This is a genomic window from Bacillus sp. COPE52 (assembly GCF_003355115.1).
In the GTDB taxonomy this organism is placed as follows: Bacteria; Bacillota; Bacilli; order Bacillales; family Bacillaceae_G; genus Bacillus_A; species Bacillus_A toyonensis.
Genome location: NZ_CP031292.1, coordinates 195,967 through 211,250, shown reverse-complemented (window position 1 = coordinate 211,250; position 15,284 = coordinate 195,967). Strand labels below are relative to the sequence as shown.

13 protein-coding genes and 3 tRNA genes are annotated in these 15,284 nt (G+C 37.1%); 13 read left to right on the top strand and 3 right to left on the bottom strand.

What is annotated here, in order from left to right; translation table 11 throughout:
- The first annotated feature begins 3 nt into the window (after positions 1-3).
- The 12 genes from DPQ31_RS01240 (at position 4) to DPQ31_RS01185 (ending at position 11,821) form a co-directional block, all read left to right on the top strand.
- Positions 4-79 (top strand) — tRNA-Lys (locus DPQ31_RS01240).
- 5 nt (positions 80-84) lie between these two features.
- Positions 85-156: transfer RNA gene (locus DPQ31_RS01235), tRNA-Gly, on the top strand.
- A 10-nt stretch (positions 157-166) separates the two neighbouring features.
- Positions 167-239: transfer RNA gene (locus DPQ31_RS01230), tRNA-Ala, on the top strand.
- Positions 240-356: 117 nt separating this feature from the next.
- The gene (locus DPQ31_RS01225) at positions 357-1,502 is read left to right on the top strand and encodes a glycerate kinase (RefSeq protein WP_000869567.1); all 1,146 of its coding nucleotides are present in this window, start codon (positions 357-359) and stop codon (positions 1,500-1,502) included.
- 209 nt (positions 1,503-1,711) lie between these two features.
- Positions 1,712-2,605: an arginase gene (rocF, locus tag DPQ31_RS01220; RefSeq protein ID WP_208731465.1), complete on the top strand. Its 894-nt coding sequence runs from the start codon at positions 1,712-1,714 to the stop codon at positions 2,603-2,605.
- Positions 2,606-2,853: 248 nt separating this feature from the next.
- Positions 2,854-3,675, top strand: coding sequence for a diadenylate cyclase CdaA (cdaA, locus tag DPQ31_RS01215; RefSeq protein ID WP_001115710.1), 822 nt, complete (start codon positions 2,854-2,856; stop codon positions 3,673-3,675).
- Positions 3,668-5,149, top strand: coding sequence for a CdaR family protein (locus tag DPQ31_RS01210; protein ID WP_208731464.1), 1,482 nt, complete (start codon positions 3,668-3,670; stop codon positions 5,147-5,149). The genes cdaA and DPQ31_RS01210 overlap by 8 nt, the downstream gene beginning before the upstream one ends.
- The gene (gene glmM / locus DPQ31_RS01205; protein WP_000521472.1) at positions 5,142-6,485 is read left to right on the top strand and encodes a phosphoglucosamine mutase; all 1,344 of its coding nucleotides are present in this window, start codon (positions 5,142-5,144) and stop codon (positions 6,483-6,485) included. The genes DPQ31_RS01210 and glmM overlap by 8 nt, the downstream gene beginning before the upstream one ends.
- Before the next feature lie 290 nt (positions 6,486-6,775).
- Complete coding sequence (locus DPQ31_RS01200; protein WP_033659100.1) at positions 6,776-6,961, top strand: hypothetical protein; 186 nt, start codon at positions 6,776-6,778, stop codon at positions 6,959-6,961.
- Positions 6,962-6,973: 12 nt separating this feature from the next.
- Positions 6,974-8,776, top strand: a complete 1,803-nt coding sequence (gene glmS / locus DPQ31_RS01195; protein ID WP_000334150.1) for a glutamine--fructose-6-phosphate transaminase (isomerizing) — start codon at positions 6,974-6,976, stop codon at positions 8,774-8,776.
- 383 nt (positions 8,777-9,159) lie between these two features.
- Positions 9,160-11,118 carry a S9 family peptidase gene (locus DPQ31_RS01190; RefSeq protein WP_208731463.1) on the top strand — a complete coding sequence of 653 codons (1,959 nt, stop codon included), beginning with the start codon at positions 9,160-9,162 and terminating at the stop codon, positions 11,116-11,118.
- A 136-nt stretch (positions 11,119-11,254) separates the two neighbouring features.
- Positions 11,255-11,821, top strand: a complete 567-nt coding sequence (locus DPQ31_RS01185) for a DUF4256 domain-containing protein (RefSeq protein WP_000138392.1) — start codon at positions 11,255-11,257, stop codon at positions 11,819-11,821.
- Positions 11,822-11,892: 71 nt separating this feature from the next.
- On the opposite strand, the gene DPQ31_RS01180 is transcribed toward DPQ31_RS01185, so the two are convergent.
- Complete coding sequence (locus tag DPQ31_RS01180; RefSeq protein ID WP_208731462.1) at positions 11,893-12,399, bottom strand: DoxX family protein; 507 nt, start codon at positions 12,397-12,399, stop codon at positions 11,893-11,895.
- Positions 12,400-12,786: 387 nt separating this feature from the next.
- On the opposite strand from DPQ31_RS01180, the gene DPQ31_RS01175 reads away from it, so the two are divergent.
- On the top strand, positions 12,787-13,563 hold the full coding sequence (locus DPQ31_RS01175; RefSeq protein ID WP_208731461.1) for an SDR family oxidoreductase: 777 nt from the start codon (positions 12,787-12,789) through the stop codon (positions 13,561-13,563).
- Positions 13,564-13,599: 36 nt separating this feature from the next.
- On the opposite strand, the gene DPQ31_RS01170 is transcribed toward DPQ31_RS01175, so the two are convergent.
- Together DPQ31_RS01170 and DPQ31_RS01165 are read right to left on the bottom strand one after the other, a co-directional pair.
- Positions 13,600-14,268 carry a methionine ABC transporter permease gene (locus tag DPQ31_RS01170; RefSeq protein WP_208731460.1) on the bottom strand — a complete coding sequence of 223 codons (669 nt, stop codon included), beginning with the start codon at positions 14,266-14,268 and terminating at the stop codon, positions 13,600-13,602.
- Positions 14,243-15,283, bottom strand: coding sequence for a methionine ABC transporter ATP-binding protein (locus tag DPQ31_RS01165; RefSeq protein ID WP_000571369.1), 1,041 nt, complete (start codon positions 15,281-15,283; stop codon positions 14,243-14,245). Before DPQ31_RS01165 ends, DPQ31_RS01170 begins: the two co-directional genes overlap by 26 nt.
- Position 15,284 lies beyond the last annotated feature (1 nt).

Genomic DNA, 15,284 nt, shown 5'->3' with positions numbered 1-15,284 from the left:
TACGAGCCATTAGCTCAGTTGGTAGAGCATCTGACTTTTAATCAGAGGGTCGAAGGTTCGAATCCTTCATGGCTCACCATTTTCGCGGAAGTAGTTCAGTGGTAGAATACAACCTTGCCAAGGTTGGGGTCGCGGGTTCGAATCCCGTCTTCCGCTTTATTACTACGGGGCCTTAGCTCAGCTGGGAGAGCGCCTGCCTTGCACGCAGGAGGTCAGCGGTTCGATCCCGCTAGGCTCCATATAAATAGAGAAAGTGTACATCATATGATGTACGCTTTTTTTGTGTTTAAAAAGACAACTTACATATTTGTCGTTTAAAATGAAGAAAACGTAAAAATAAAGGATGGGGGATAATTGTGAAAGTTGTCATTGCATCTGATTCATACAAAGAAAGTCTAAAGGCTATAGAAGTATGTGAAGCTATTGAAAGAGGTTTTGGAGCAATTTTTCCTAAAGCAGAGTATGTAAAAATACCAATTGGAGATGGTGGTGAAGGAACTGTTGATTCACTTGTTGATGCCACAGGAGGAAGCGTTGTATCACTTTATGTGACAGGACCGCTTAGAGAAGGCGTACAAGCTTTTTATGGCATTTCTACAGATAAAAAGACAGCGTTTATTGAAATGGCATCGGCATCTGGACTACAACACGTTCCGGTTGAAAAGCGAAATCCATTCATTACAACGTCAAAAGGGACAGGGGAGCTTATATTACATGCGCTAGACCAAGGAGTTAAGCATATTATTTTGGGGCTTGGAGGAAGCGCTACAAATGATGGTGGAGCAGGTATGTTATCGGCTTTAGGAGTAAGGTTTATAGATGAAAAGGGTGAAGCAATAGATCCATCTGGAGGAACATTACATTCGATTGTCACGATTGATTTTTCAGGAATGGATTCACGCCTAAAGGAGATAACGATAGAAGCGGCGTGTGATGTAAATAATCCATTAGTCGGAATGAGAGGGGCATCTTTCGTGTTTGGTGCTCAAAAGGGTGCGGATGTAGAGATGCTGAAAAGGCTAGATGAGAATTTAAAGCATTATGCGACTATTCTTAAACGATATGTATCTTTGGATGTATCTGAAATACCTGGTGCAGGAGCGGCAGGAGGTATGGGAGCAGCTGTTATTGCAGTGTTAAAGGGAAGCTTACGAAAGGGTATTGAAATTGTATTGGATCATACAAATTTTGATAAGCATATAGAAGATGCGGATTTAATTATAACTGGTGAAGGTAGAATAGATGAACAAACAGCATATGGAAAGGCTCCTGTTGGTGTCGCGGGGCGAGCGAAACGTCTTCATATCCCTGTGATTGCTATAGGAGGATCGGTATCTCCAAATTATCCAGTTGTTTACGAAAAGGGAATCGATGCAGTATTTAGTATTACGCCTTTTCCAATGGCACTAGACGAGGCATATAAGATGGCAAAAGAGAATATTGAAATGACAGCAAGAAATATTGCAGCAGTATGGAAAATTGCATCGAAAAAACACTTCTAAATGTAGAAGTGTTTTTTATTATTATCTAATAATAATGATAGCAGTTGTTTCATTAAGTTAACTTTATACATAAAATGGTCTTAAGATTTGGATTTCAACATAAATATAAGTGAATAAATTGTATATCCATACAGAAAAATGTCGAGTTGAGTCAGAGTATATAAAAGATTTAAAATATTTAGTGAAGGCATAAAAGGGGGATACTATCTATGAAAAAAGAAATCTCAGTTATTGGAGTTCCAATGGATTTAGGACAGATGCGTCGTGGAGTTGATATGGGCCCGAGCGCGATCCGTTATGCAGGGGTAATTGAAAGAATTGAAGAAATTGGATATAACGTTAAAGATATGGGAGATATATGTATAGAGAGAGAAAAAGAAGTTGATGAAAATACAAAATTAAGAAACCTTACACAAGTTGCGACTGTATGTAATGAATTGGCAAGTAAGGTGGATCATATTATAGAAGAAGGTCGTTTTCCACTTGTATTAGGTGGTGACCATAGTATCGCAATTGGTACACTAGCTGGTGTGGCAAAACATTATAAAAATTTAGGTGTTATTTGGTATGATGCACATGGAGATTTAAATACGGAGGAAACTTCACCATCTGGTAATATTCATGGAATGTCACTTGCAGCAAGTTTAGGCTATGGACATCCCACGCTTATAGACTTATACGGGGCATATCCAAAGGTGAAAAAAGAGAACGTTGTAATTATCGGTGCACGTGCATTGGATGAAGGAGAAAAAGACTTTATTCGCAATGAAGGTATTAAAGTATTCTCGATGCATGAAATTGATCGTATGGGTATGACGGCTGTTATGGAAGAAACAATTGCTTATTTATCTCATACTGATGGTGTACATCTATCACTAGATTTAGATGGTCTTGATCCTCATGATGCACCGGGAGTTGGAACGCCTGTAATTGGTGGTCTATCGTATCGTGAAAGCCATTTAGCGATGGAAATGTTAGCGGAAGCTGATATTGTTACATCTGCTGAGTTTGTTGAAGTAAATACGATTTTAGATGAGAGAAATAGAACGGCAACAACCGCGGTTGCTTTAATGGGTTCTTTATTCGGTGAAAAACTAAAATAAATGTAAGAAAAGCAACTGAGAAGTTGCTTTTTTTATTTGAAAATAGACGTATAATAATGATTTATATTATACTGTACGATAAGATTGTTTGACATCTTACCAATTTGATCTAAAGGGGGGGGTTTGTAATTGTCGTTTGTTTCATGTATGGTATAATTAACTAGTTGTTGGAAATACATACAGATAGAGCATAAAATAATATTTCAATATATGGATAGAATTGCTCGTAAGTAGGAGGAAGGGTTAGCATGCCTTTTGAAGATACGACCATTTTGAAATATCTTAGTACGGTATTAGATATTGCCGTTGTATGGTTTATTATATATAAGCTAATTCTTATAATCCGAGGGACAAAAGCTGTTCAACTTTTAAAGGGGATTACAGTTATTATTGTCGTTCGGATGATTAGTATTTTCCTTGAATTGCATACGCTTTATTGGCTAACGGAACAAGTATTAACGTGGGGATTTTTAGCCGTTATTATTATCTTCCAGCCAGAATTGCGAAGAGCACTTGAGCAGCTAGGACGCGGAAGTTTATTTTCGCGTGTTGGAACTCAGGAGGATGATGAACCTGAAATTGTTGCAACATCGATAGCAAAAGCAACGGAATATATGGGAAAACGTAGAATTGGTGCATTAATTACGTTGTCAAAAGAGACCGGAATGGGTGATTATGTGGAAACGGGTATTCCGTTAAATGCAAATGTATCATCGGAGTTACTCATTAATATTTTCATTCCAAATACGCCTCTTCACGACGGAGCCGTAATTATGCAAGGAAGTACAATTAAAGCAGCGGCTTGTTATCTTCCATTATCAGAAAGCCCCTTTATTTCTAAGGAGTTAGGAACAAGGCATCGTGCTGCAATGGGAGTTAGTGAAGTCACTGATAGTATTACAGTAGTTGTATCTGAAGAAACAGGCCAAATTTCTTTAACGAAAAATGGTAAGTTGCATCGTGATTTGAAGACAGAACAACTGAAGGATATGTTATTAGCAGAATTTAGTGGGAACGAAAAAACGACTTCTTCGTCTTTATGGAATTGGAGGAGAAAGCGTCATGGATAAGTTAATGGAGAATCATTGGTTTTTAAAAGGAATCTCATTACTATTGGCGTGTATGCTTTTTATGTCCGCAACTTTAACTGAAAAGAATACGACATCGGGTATATTACCTTTCGCAAATGATACGAAAGAAACATTAACTAATCATGCTATTAACCTTAAGTATGATGAAGATAAATATATTGTAAGTGGTATTCCGGCAGAGGGCGTTAAGGTGAAGTTAGAAGGTCCAAAAGCAGCAGTTGCTACAGCAAAAGCAAAAAAACAATTTGATATAACGGTTGATTTGCGAGATAGTCCAAAAGGGACTTATGAAGTTTCTTTGAAAACGAACGGGCTTCCAGATGATGTGAAGGGAACAGTTCAGCCATCAACAATTAAAGTTACTCTTCATGAAAAAGCGAGAAAATATGTTCATGTAGACTTAAAGTTATCAAATGAGGATCAGATGCCAGCGGGTGCTACTCTCGAAAAATCAAACATTAAACCTGATACTGTTGAGGTAGTTGGGACGAAAGAAGAAATCGAAAGTATTTCATCTGCTAAGGCGTATATTGATTTAAAAGGTGTTAATAAAACTGTTACAAAAACAGCTGAAGTTACATTATACAATAAAGAAGGAAAACGTTTAAATGTAAGAACAAGTCCATCTAAAATTAGTGTAACGTTGAATGTGGCGACGCAAGCTACGGCCAATAATACGGAAAAAACTGTTCCTGTAACGTATACGAAAAAGGGGAGTTTACCAGAAGGATTGGCCGTTACAAATATTAGCGTTGAACCGAGAGAAGTAACGATAGCGGGTCCAAAAGATATTTTGGATAATATACAATCAATAGAGGGGGTCGAAGTAGATCTTAGTCAATTGACTGAGTCTACAACATTCGATACCTCTGTTTTATTGCCAAAGGGTGTAACGAGTTCTAAACCAAATCAAGTGAAGGTTTCCGTAGGGGTACAAAAAGTAAAACAAACGAAAACTAGAACAATTGAAGGTGTCTCGATTCAAAAAAATGGAGTTTCTAAAGATGTCACTGCTCAGTTACTTTCGCCACAGGATGGAAAGATAAGCGTTGATATTTCAGGAGAAGCAAGTATAGTAGATAAAATAACAGCTGCTCAAATAACAGCGGTAATTAATTTGCAAAATGTATCGCCAGGGACGAAGGATGTTTCGATTCAAGTGAGCGGTCCTGGTAATATTTCAATAGAGCCAAAACAAAAAAGTGCTAAAGTTACTATTGTGAAGAAAGAAAAGCCAGATCAAGAAGTACAGGGTAATGGTGAACAACCAGATTCAAATAATAATCAAGATAATCAAACTGAAAAACCAAAAGATCCTGAAACTAATCCAGAAAAAGACCAGGAAAAAGACAAAGATAAAGATAAAGATAAAGATAAAGATAAAGAACTTAGTCAAGAACCAACAGTAGATAATCAAAAAGAGCAAGAAAAAGGAGCGAATCATAATGGGTAAATATTTTGGTACAGATGGAGTACGTGGAGTTGCGAATGAGGAATTAACACCTGAATTAGCTTTCAAAATTGGACGTTTTGGTGGTTATGTATTAACAAAAGATACAGATCGTCCAAAAGTAATTATCGGTCGTGATACACGTGTATCTGGTCATATGTTAGAAGGAGCTTTAGTAGCAGGTCTATTATCAACTGGAGCAGAAGTAATGCGCCTTGGTGTTATTTCTACACCGGGTGTTGCTTATTTAACAAAGGCGTTAGGTGCACAAGCAGGTGTGATGATTTCTGCATCTCATAATCCGGTACAAGATAACGGAATTAAATTCTTCGGTTCAGACGGTTTTAAATTAACAGATGAGCAAGAAGCAGAAATCGAAGCTTTATTAGACAAAGAAGTTGATGAATTGCCACGTCCAACAGGTACTAACCTTGGACAAGTGAGCGATTACTTTGAAGGTGGACAAAAATATTTACAATACATTAAACAAACTGTAGAAGAAGATTTCTCTGGTTTACATATCGCTTTAGATTGTGCACATGGTGCAACGTCTTCTTTAGCGCCGTACTTATTTGCGGATTTAGAAGCTGATATTTCAACAATGGGAACTTCACCGAATGGTATGAATATTAACGCTGGAGTAGGTTCTACGCATCCTGAAGGCCTAGCAGAATTAGTGAAAGAAAAAGGTGCTGATATCGGTCTTGCTTTTGATGGTGATGGTGACCGTTTAATCGCTGTAGATGAAAAAGGAAACATCGTTGATGGCGATCAAATTATGTTTATTTGTGCGAAGTACATGAAAGAAACTGGCCAACTAAAGCACAATACAGTTGTTTCAACTGTTATGAGTAACTTAGGTTTCTACAAAGCACTTGAAGCAAACAATATTACAAGTGACAAAACTGCAGTTGGTGATCGCTACGTAATGGAAGAAATGAAACGCGGTGGTTACAACTTAGGCGGAGAACAATCAGGTCACATCATCTTACTTGATTACATTACAACTGGTGATGGAATGTTAAGTGCACTTCAACTTGTAAACATCATGAAAATGACGAAAAAGCCATTATCTGAGCTTGCAGGAGAAATGACGAAATTCCCACAATTACTAGTAAATGTTCGTGTAACAGATAAAAAATTAGCATTAGAAAATGAAAAAATTAAAGAAATTATTCGTGTTGTAGAAGAAGAAATGAACGGTGATGGCCGCATTCTTGTTCGTCCATCTGGAACAGAACCGCTTATTCGTGTAATGGCAGAAGCACCGACACAAGAAGTTTGTAATGCATATGTACATCGTATTGTAGAAGTTGTTAAAGCTGAAGTTGGCGCTTAATAATTTGTTGAATTTATTTTAAAAGGAGCACAAGAAGTGCTCCTTTTTCATATGTTTTAAAGACGATGAAAAAAATTTCATTGACGGTTTATAATGTTTGTTATAAGATTGTCTTGTTCTTTTTCTCAAAGTAAATGTTGTAAATTATAAAAGCGCCAGAACTACAAGTAGTGTAGTTGACGAGGTGGAGTTTTATCGAGATTTCGGCGGATGACTCCCGGTTGTTCATCATAACCGCAAGCTTTTACTTAAATCATTAAGGTGACTTAATGGACAAAGGTGAAAGTGTGATGAGAGAAAAGGAACGGATGAAAACTAGCTGTATAAGTATATACGGACTTAAACCCAATCGAGAGGAAGGTGAAAGCCGTTACAAGCTTACAGGGCTAGCAATATGTAATCCGTTTTTTAGTATAAATAAAAATGGTATCGGACTATGTCGTTACATGTTCGCAGAGCAGTGTAAGCATTTGTAACGGCGACTAAACATGTGTGGAATCGTAGGATTTATTGGAGAACAAGATGCAAAGGAAATTTTATTAAAAGGTTTAGAAAAACTAGAATATCGTGGATATGATTCAGCAGGTATTGCAGTACAAGCAGAGAACGGTGTTGTTGTGTACAAAGAAAAAGGCCGTATTGCAAAACTTCGCGAAATCGTAGATGAGAACGTAGCAGCAAGCGTAGGTATCGGACATACACGCTGGGCTACACACGGTGTTCCAAGTAAGGTAAACGCGCATCCGCATCAAAGTACATCAAAGCGCTTTACACTAGTTCATAACGGTGTAATTGAAAACTATGAATTAGTGAAAAAGGAATATTTACAAGATGTAACGTTCGTAAGTGAAACAGATACAGAAATTATCGTACAGCTTATGGAACAACAAGTGAGCACAGGATTAAGTGTAGAAGAAGCGTTCCGTAATACGCTATCTCTTTTACATGGCTCTTATGCAATCGGATTACTTGATGCTGAAAATCCAAACATGATTTATGTTGCTAAAAACAAAAGCCCGCTATTAGTAGGTGTTGGTGACAACTTTAATGTTGTGGCGAGCGACGCTATGGCGATGTTACAAGTTACAGATCAATTTATTGAGTTAATGGATAAAGAAATCGTAATCGTAACGAAAGAAAGCATTACAATTAAAAACTTACAAGGTGAAACGATTGAACGTGCACCGTTTACAGCGGAATTAGATGCAAGTGACATTGAAAAGGGAACATACCCTCATTTCATGCTTAAAGAAATTGATGAGCAACCACTTGTAATCCGTAATATTATTCAAAAGTATCAAGATGAAAATGGCGAAATTGAATTAGATCAAGATATCCGCAACGCGATTTTAGATAGCGATCGTATTTACATCATTGCATGTGGAACGAGTTATCATGCAGGTCTTGTTGGAAAACAATTTATCGAGAAGTTTGCAAAAACACCAGTTGAAGTACACGTAGCAAGTGAATTCTCTTACAACATGCCATTATTAACAGAAAGACCATTCTTCATTTACATTTCACAAAGTGGTGAAACAGCTGATAGCCGTGCAGTACTTGTGCAAACAAATGAAATGGGTCATAAAGCATTAACAATTACAAACGTACCTGGTTCTACGCTTTCTCGTGAAGCTGACTATACACTTCCACTATACGCTGGACCAGAAATTGCGGTTGCATCAACGAAAGCTTACACAGCACAGCTTGCAGTACTTTCAATCTTAGCGGCTGACATTGCTAAAGCAAAAGGTGAAGTTCTTGATTTCGACTTAACACACGAACTAGGAATTGTAGCAAATGCAATGATAGAACTTTGTGATCAAAAAGAAGAAATGGACGCATTAGCAAAACAATTTTTAGCAACAACGCGTAACTGTTTCTTCATCGGACGTAGCGTAGACTTCTACGTAGGATTAGAAGGTGCGTTAAAACTAAAAGAAATCTCTTACATCCAAGCAGAAGGATTTGCTGGAGGAGAATTAAAACACGGTACAATCGCTTTAATCGAAAATGGTACACCAGTTATCGCACTTGCTACACAAGAGCACGTAAACCTTGGAATTCGCGGTAACGTGAAAGAAGTAGTAGCACGTGGAGCTAACCCATGTATCATCTCAATGAAAGGCTTAGAAATGGAAGGAGACAGCTTCGTATTACCAGCTGTACACGAAGCACTAGCACCGCTAGTAGCAGTTATTCCATTACAACTTATCTCATACTACGCAGCACTTCACCGCGAGTGTGACGTTGATAAGCCACGTAACTTAGCTAAATCTGTTACGGTTGAGTAGAAGGTTGGTAGATTTGAAATAAATTTGTGAAGCCTCACCCCTTTGGATATTTTTATCTAAAGGGGTGTTTTTGTGTCCAAAAGAAAGAGAACATTTAAAATCGATAAGTGGATTAAAGAGGAGCGAGGAACTAGCAGTGGGGATGGGCAGAATCCTACTAATTAAAGGTTCACTTTATCGAGTTTGGAACGAAATCACTTTTGTTTATCTGAATTTTCTAGTAATATTTTAAGTATTCATGAACAGTTTTCTTTATTACTACAAGAAAAGACGATTGTTATTGCTGAAGAGCTTGGGATGAAACACCTAGCTGATCCAATTGAACGGGAATCTTGGGAGTGTAGATGCATTAATTGACTAGACATGACGAGGGGTGTTTATTAATGAAAGTGAAAGAAAAAACATATTTAAGTATAGAAGAGATTATTTCATTACCGGCCTTATCAAGTACAAATATAAGTGATGATGGCAAAAATGTAGCGTTTGTTAAAAAGACAGCTAACTGGAAAGACAATACATATAGAAATCATGTATGGATATATGAAAAGGAAAAGGGGAAGAGTTACCCATTAACAATTGGAGATATAGATAGTACACATCCATTATGGTCTCCAGATTCTAAGGGTATCGCATATCTTAGCCCTGTTGGAGATGGGAAAAATCAGATCTTTTTTAAGTCACTAGACGGCTATAGTGAGGTTCAAATTACTGATGAGAAAGAAGGAGTCAGTAATTTCAAATGGGAGCCTACTGGTAAAGGTTTTTATTATATTGCACAGTCAAAAGAATGTGAGGAGATAAAGAAACGTAAGGAACGATATGGAGATTTCCATCATGTAGGTAAGGAACATCAGAATAATTGTTTATACTACATTGAAATAGAAAAAGTGAAACAAAATGATAAACAGGAACGGAAGGTTAGCGGTGTTTATCAACTAACGGACGGTAAGGATTTTTATATACATAACTTTGATATTTCAAATGATGGGAAAAAGGTCGTATGTATGGCTACACCAAGCTTAAACGATTATATGAATGGTGATCTATATATATTAGATGTTGAAGCTGGGGAACTACAAAAGATGAATATAGATACGTTGTTAGGAGCGAGCATCTGCTTTTCTCCTGAGGGCGATAAAATATGTTACTCAGCAAGCATAAGAGAGAAGGATTACTATAGAAATCATATACAAGATAATACATTAGAGATATATGATATGAATACTGGAGAGGTAATTCAGCCTCTAACAAACTTTGATAGTACGGTTACGCCATTACAGTGGACAGCTAAAGGAATTTTAATTAGATGGCAGGATAAAACGAATTATCGTATTGGATTACTAGCTGAAGATGGCACTGTGGAAGCATTAAGCGACAAGGTAGATGGCTTTATAATGGATGCCTCTATAACAAAGGATGGAAATCATATAACCTATAATAAGGCTATAACAAATGAAACCTTTGAAATCTATTTGGATGATAAAAAAATAACGAATGAAAATAGCTTTTTCGAAGACAAGCTTAAAAGTAATAGGGAAATCATCTCATGGAAAAGTAGTGATGGCCTTGAAATTGAGGGTGTGTTATCAACCCCAGCAGAGTTTGACTCAAATAAAAAATATCCTTTATTAGTAGTAATTCATGGTGGCCCGGCTTGGGCATCCTTTCCGATATTTTCAGACTGCTTCAATGAGAAATATCCGATTGAACAGTTTATCGAAAAAGGCTTTATCGTTTTAGAGCCAAACTACAGAGGAAGTTCAGGTTATGGTAATGAATTCTTAAAAGCAAACTACAGAAAACAGGGAATCGCTGACTATGATGATGTTATATCAGGGGTGGATAAACTAGTTGATCAAGGGATTGTAGATAAAGATACAGTAGGAGTTATGGGATGGAGTAACGGAGGATATATATCAGCTTTCTGTTCTACATTTAGTAGTAGATTTAAAGCTATTTCAGTTGGGGGCGGAATTACGAACTGGGGTACCCATTATGTAAATACAGATATCCCTTACTTTATTAGAATGTATTTAGGAAATACTCCATGGAATGATCCGGAGATCTATACGAAGACATCACCAATGACATATATTAAATCAGCTTGTACGCCTACCTTAATTCAACATGGGGAAAAGGATGCAAGAATTCCAACTACAAATGCATATGAGCTATATGAAGGATTAAGAGATATGGAAGTTGATACAGAATTAATTATATTTAAAGGAATGGCATATAGTTCTGATCAGCCGGGAATGAGAGTAGCTATTATGAAGCAGAACTTGATGTGGTTTTCACATTATATTCTTGGAGAAAGTATGGAGGGCTTTCGTACTATATAATGGATATTCGTACAGGGATTTTTCGTTGTACAATCGGGTCATATTGTTGAAAAAGAGATACAACAAATTATATAATTTGTTGTAAACTGCATGCAAACCATTATGATTATAAGGAAATGTAATTCGGAGGACTAATATGACAGAAAATAAAAATGTGTTACCAGTAGAACAGCGTGAAGAATTATTCAAAGTATTGAAAGCTCGTTTTGAGAAGAATATGAATCGTCATGAAGGTCTTGAATGGGCTAAAGTTGAAGCGAAGCTGGATGTTAATGCTGAGAAATTATGGTCACTTAATGAAATGGAAGTAACTGGCGGTGAGCCGGATGTTGTTGGTTATGATAAAGAGAAGGACGAGTATACTTTCTATGATTGTTCAAAGGAGAGTCCTAAAGGCCGCAGAAGTCTTTGTTATGATCTTGAAGCGTTAGAGTCAAGAAAAAAACATAAACCAGAAAATAATGTCATTGATGTGGCAACTGCTATGGGCATTGAATTATTAACTGAAGAACAATATCGAGATTTGCAACAAATTGGGGATTTCGATATGAAATCATCAAGCTGGGTACAAACGCCTTCAGATATTCGCGAACTCGGTGGCGCTCTATTTTGCGATTATCGCTTTGGACACGTTTTTGTGTACCACAATGGAGCAGATTCCTACTATGCTGCTAGAGGGTTTCGCGGTTCGTTAAGAGTTTAAATTTGGAGTAAGTAAGAAAAGAGCCTATACTTAGGCTCTTTTCTTACTTATATTTTAAAAGTAAACTGTTACTACGCAGTTTTACTTAATTTATATGTTTCGTGGTTGTTTTTCCGGAAAAGTTTAGGGAAAACATAACCGTCTAATCCAATACGTCCAGCATTATGACCTGCAATTAAAATGAACATAGTTAAAACAAGCATGTTTGGGTTTACACTAACAGTTCCACTTAATAAGAATGAAAGATTCATTATGATTCCAAAGAATGCAGCAGTTTTTGTTAATCCACCTATAATTAAACCTAAACCTACTAAGATTTCTCCCCATTGTACGAAAAAACTAAATAAGTCTGCGTGTGGAAGAACAAAGTTTTGAAGGAAATCCGCCCACCAGCCTTGTACTGCGGGGTGATCGCCTGATGCTTGGGCGATGGCGCCTTTGAGGAAACCGCTGGCATCAAAAGATTGTCCTAAAACTTTCCCTATTCCAGCAGTAATCCAAGAATATCCTATGTAAAGACGTAAAAGTAATAATATGAAAGTAGCACGTTTATCAGTTCTTAAAAAATTGATAACCATTGAAATCCCTCCAATATTGTATTTACATGTTTATTATATATCCATTGTGAATAAATTCACAATGGAGGAAATGTGAACGAATATATGTTGTGAGTAATTGTTTTATTTTTTGTAACATTTCATCTTTTTTGATAGACTAATAATAGAGATATATCAAAAGGAGGCAAAGACTAGATATGTAGATGAACTTGTAATGATTAGCAATTGGATAGATTATTTTTCTCTCATAAGTGAGGGTTTATTTAGCTATCTGTAAATCATTCAAGGACTGCATATTTGGCGTAGTCATTCCTTCGGTAAGGGTAGGCCTATTATGTATCTATCTTTTTTGTGTGGAAATTTATATCTCTCATATAAAATATGCGTCCTTTAAAATTGGAGGAGTATATGATGAATCAATTAAAAAATAAAGTAGCAGTTGTTACAGGTGTAAGTCGTCTAGACGGTATAGGAGCAGCTATTTGCACAGAGTTAGCAGAGGCTGGATACGATATATTTTTTACGTATTGGACAGCTTACGATAAAGAGATGCCTTGGGGCGTTGAGCAAAATGAACAAATACAATTAAAAGAAGAGCTAATACAAAAAGGTGTTAAAGTATCGAGCATGGAGTTAGATTTCACTCAAAATGATGCACCGAAAGAGCTTATAAATAGGGTTACTGAACAACTAGGCTACCCTCATATATTAATTAATAATGCAGCATATTCTACGAATAATGATTTCTCTAATTTGTCTGCTGAAGAGCTGGATAAGCATTACATGGTAAATGTTCGTGCGACTACATTGTTAAGTAGTCAATTTGCCCGAGGATTTGATAAGAAATTTGGTGGTAGAATTGTGAATATGACTTCGGGGCAATTTCAAGGGCCTATGGCAGGAGAACTGGCGTATGCAACAACGAAAGGAGCTATTGATGCTCTTACTAGTACGTTGTCAGCAGAAGTAGCCCATTTAGGAATAACAGTGAATGCAATTAACCCAGGTCCAACTAGTACAGGATGGATGACTGAAGAGATAAAGCAAGGATTAAAGCCGATGTTTCCTTTGGGCAGAATTGGTGAGCCAAAGGATGCAGCTAGACTCATAAAGTTTTTAGTAAGTGAAGAAGCAGAGTGGATTACGGGACAAGTGATTCATTCGGAAGGTGGATTTAAAAGGTAAAAAGAAGGCATCTCCTTCCGGTGAGATGCCTTCTTTCTAATCTTTCTTCAATCTTCGTGCAACACCATTCCCTAAAGATTGTAATCCTTGAACGAGGATAATTAAAATAAAGACGGTTGCATACATTACTTCAGGTTCATAGCGTAAATGTCCGAAGCGATATGCCAAGTCCCCTAGCCCGCCAGCGCCTACAAGACCAGCCATCGCTGTTGCGCCAATTAAGCCGATTGTTGCGATCGTTAATCCGAGCACAAGAGATGGGCGTGCTTCTTTAACCATGACGTGCCAAATGATTTTTATAGTAGAGACTCCCATTGCTTGGTAAGCTTCAATAACACCACGATCCACTTCTAGTAAAGCTGTCTCCATTAAGCGTGCAATATAAGGAGCTGTGAAGACGACAAGTGGTACGATAACACCTTGCACGCCAATGGATGTTCCCATTAGAAACTTCGTAAAAGGTAAAATGAAGAATAATAGAATGATAAATGGAAGAGAGCGAATGGCATTAATAACTGTATTAAGAATAGGATAGATAAGTTTATTTTCTCGCTGTCCACCAGGTCTCGTCAAAACAAGTGTAACGCCGAGCGGTAATGCGATAAGGATAGAGATAAGTAATGAAATAGATGTCATTTGAAATGTTTGAATTGTTGCTTCCCATATGACTTCACCCCATTCATCCAAAAAGGACTTGTTTTCCATAGTCTGTTTTCCCTCCCTCTACGATGATACCTTTCTCTTGTAAGAATGCTAAAGCGCGGTTTACTTCATTTTTTTCACCTTGCATATGAACGACAAGTTTCCCATATGCCTCATGCTTTAACTGCGTAATATTACCGGATAAAATATTTGGATATACTTGGTAACGTTTTGTAGCGACAGCTAGTGCTGGTTCTCCTGAAGAACTTCCTATAAAAGAAAGTGTTACAATTTCACCAGTAGTTTGTAGTTCTTTTTGTACTTCTTCTGGAATTTTAGCTGCAAATGCGCTATTTACAAACTTCTTCGTTGTTACATGTTGTGGATTTGTAAAAATGTCTTTCACAGTCCCGCTTTCGACTACAGATCCATGCTCCATAACGGCAACCTGGTCACAAATACGCTGGATGACATTCATTTCATGTGTAATAAGTAAAATCGTAATTCCAATTTCTTCATTAATTTTTAGTAATAAATCAAGAATAGAATCAGTTGTTTCTGGATCTAATGCGCTCGTTGCTTCATCACTTAATAAAACCTCTGGTTCATGTGATAGTGCACGAGCGATGGCAACACGTTGTTTCTGGCCGCCAGAAAGTTCGCTTGGATAAGCATCTTTACGGTTAAAAAGATCCACGATGCATAAATATTTTTCTACTCTTTTTTCAATTTCCTCTTTTGGAATGCCAGCAAGGCGTAACGGCAATGCGATATTTTCATAAACGGTAACAGTTTTAAGTAAATTGAATCCTTGAAAAATCATTCCGATTTTTTGCCTCGCTTTTGCTAGTTCTTTTGTTGATAAAGTGGTTAAGTCTTGGTTGTTTACGATGATGTTTCCTGTCGTTGGTTTTTCTAATAAATTTACACAGCGAATTAATGTGCTTTTACCAGCGCCGCTATACCCAATGATTCCAAATACCTCGCCTTTTTCTACTTTAAGGGAAGTAGACTTAAGAGCCTCAACAGTCCCTTTTTTTGTTGTAAATACTTTGGAGACGTTTTTTAATTCAATCATT

What these genes read in the sequence shown, in the direction of transcription:
- rocF (WP_208731465.1), top strand. Translation starts at nt 1,712, where the DNA reads ATGAAAAAAGAAATCTCAGTTATTGGAGTTCCAATGGATTTAGGACAG.
- cdaA (WP_001115710.1), top strand. Translation starts at nt 2,854, where the DNA reads ATGCCTTTTGAAGATACGACCATTTTGAAATATCTTAGTACGGTATTA.
- DPQ31_RS01210 (WP_208731464.1), top strand. Translation starts at nt 3,668, where the DNA reads ATGGATAAGTTAATGGAGAATCATTGGTTTTTAAAAGGAATCTCATTA.
- glmM (WP_000521472.1), top strand. Translation starts at nt 5,142, where the DNA reads ATGGGTAAATATTTTGGTACAGATGGAGTACGTGGAGTTGCGAATGAG.
- DPQ31_RS01200 (WP_033659100.1), top strand. Translation starts at nt 6,776, where the DNA reads ATGAGAGAAAAGGAACGGATGAAAACTAGCTGTATAAGTATATACGGA.
- glmS (WP_000334150.1), top strand. Translation starts at nt 6,974, where the DNA reads ATGTGTGGAATCGTAGGATTTATTGGAGAACAAGATGCAAAGGAAATT.
- DPQ31_RS01190 (WP_208731463.1), top strand. Translation starts at nt 9,160, where the DNA reads ATGAAAGTGAAAGAAAAAACATATTTAAGTATAGAAGAGATTATTTCA.
- DPQ31_RS01185 (WP_000138392.1), top strand. Translation starts at nt 11,255, where the DNA reads ATGACAGAAAATAAAAATGTGTTACCAGTAGAACAGCGTGAAGAATTA.
- DPQ31_RS01180 (WP_208731462.1), bottom strand. Translation starts at nt 12,399, where the DNA reads ATGGTTATCAATTTTTTAAGAACTGATAAACGTGCTACTTTCATATTA.
- DPQ31_RS01175 (WP_208731461.1), top strand. Translation starts at nt 12,787, where the DNA reads ATGATGAATCAATTAAAAAATAAAGTAGCAGTTGTTACAGGTGTAAGT.
- DPQ31_RS01170 (WP_208731460.1), bottom strand. Translation starts at nt 14,268, where the DNA reads ATGGAAAACAAGTCCTTTTTGGATGAATGGGGTGAAGTCATATGGGAA.
- DPQ31_RS01165 (WP_000571369.1), bottom strand. Translation starts at nt 15,283, where the DNA reads ATGATTGAATTAAAAAACGTCTCCAAAGTATTTACAACAAAAAAAGGG.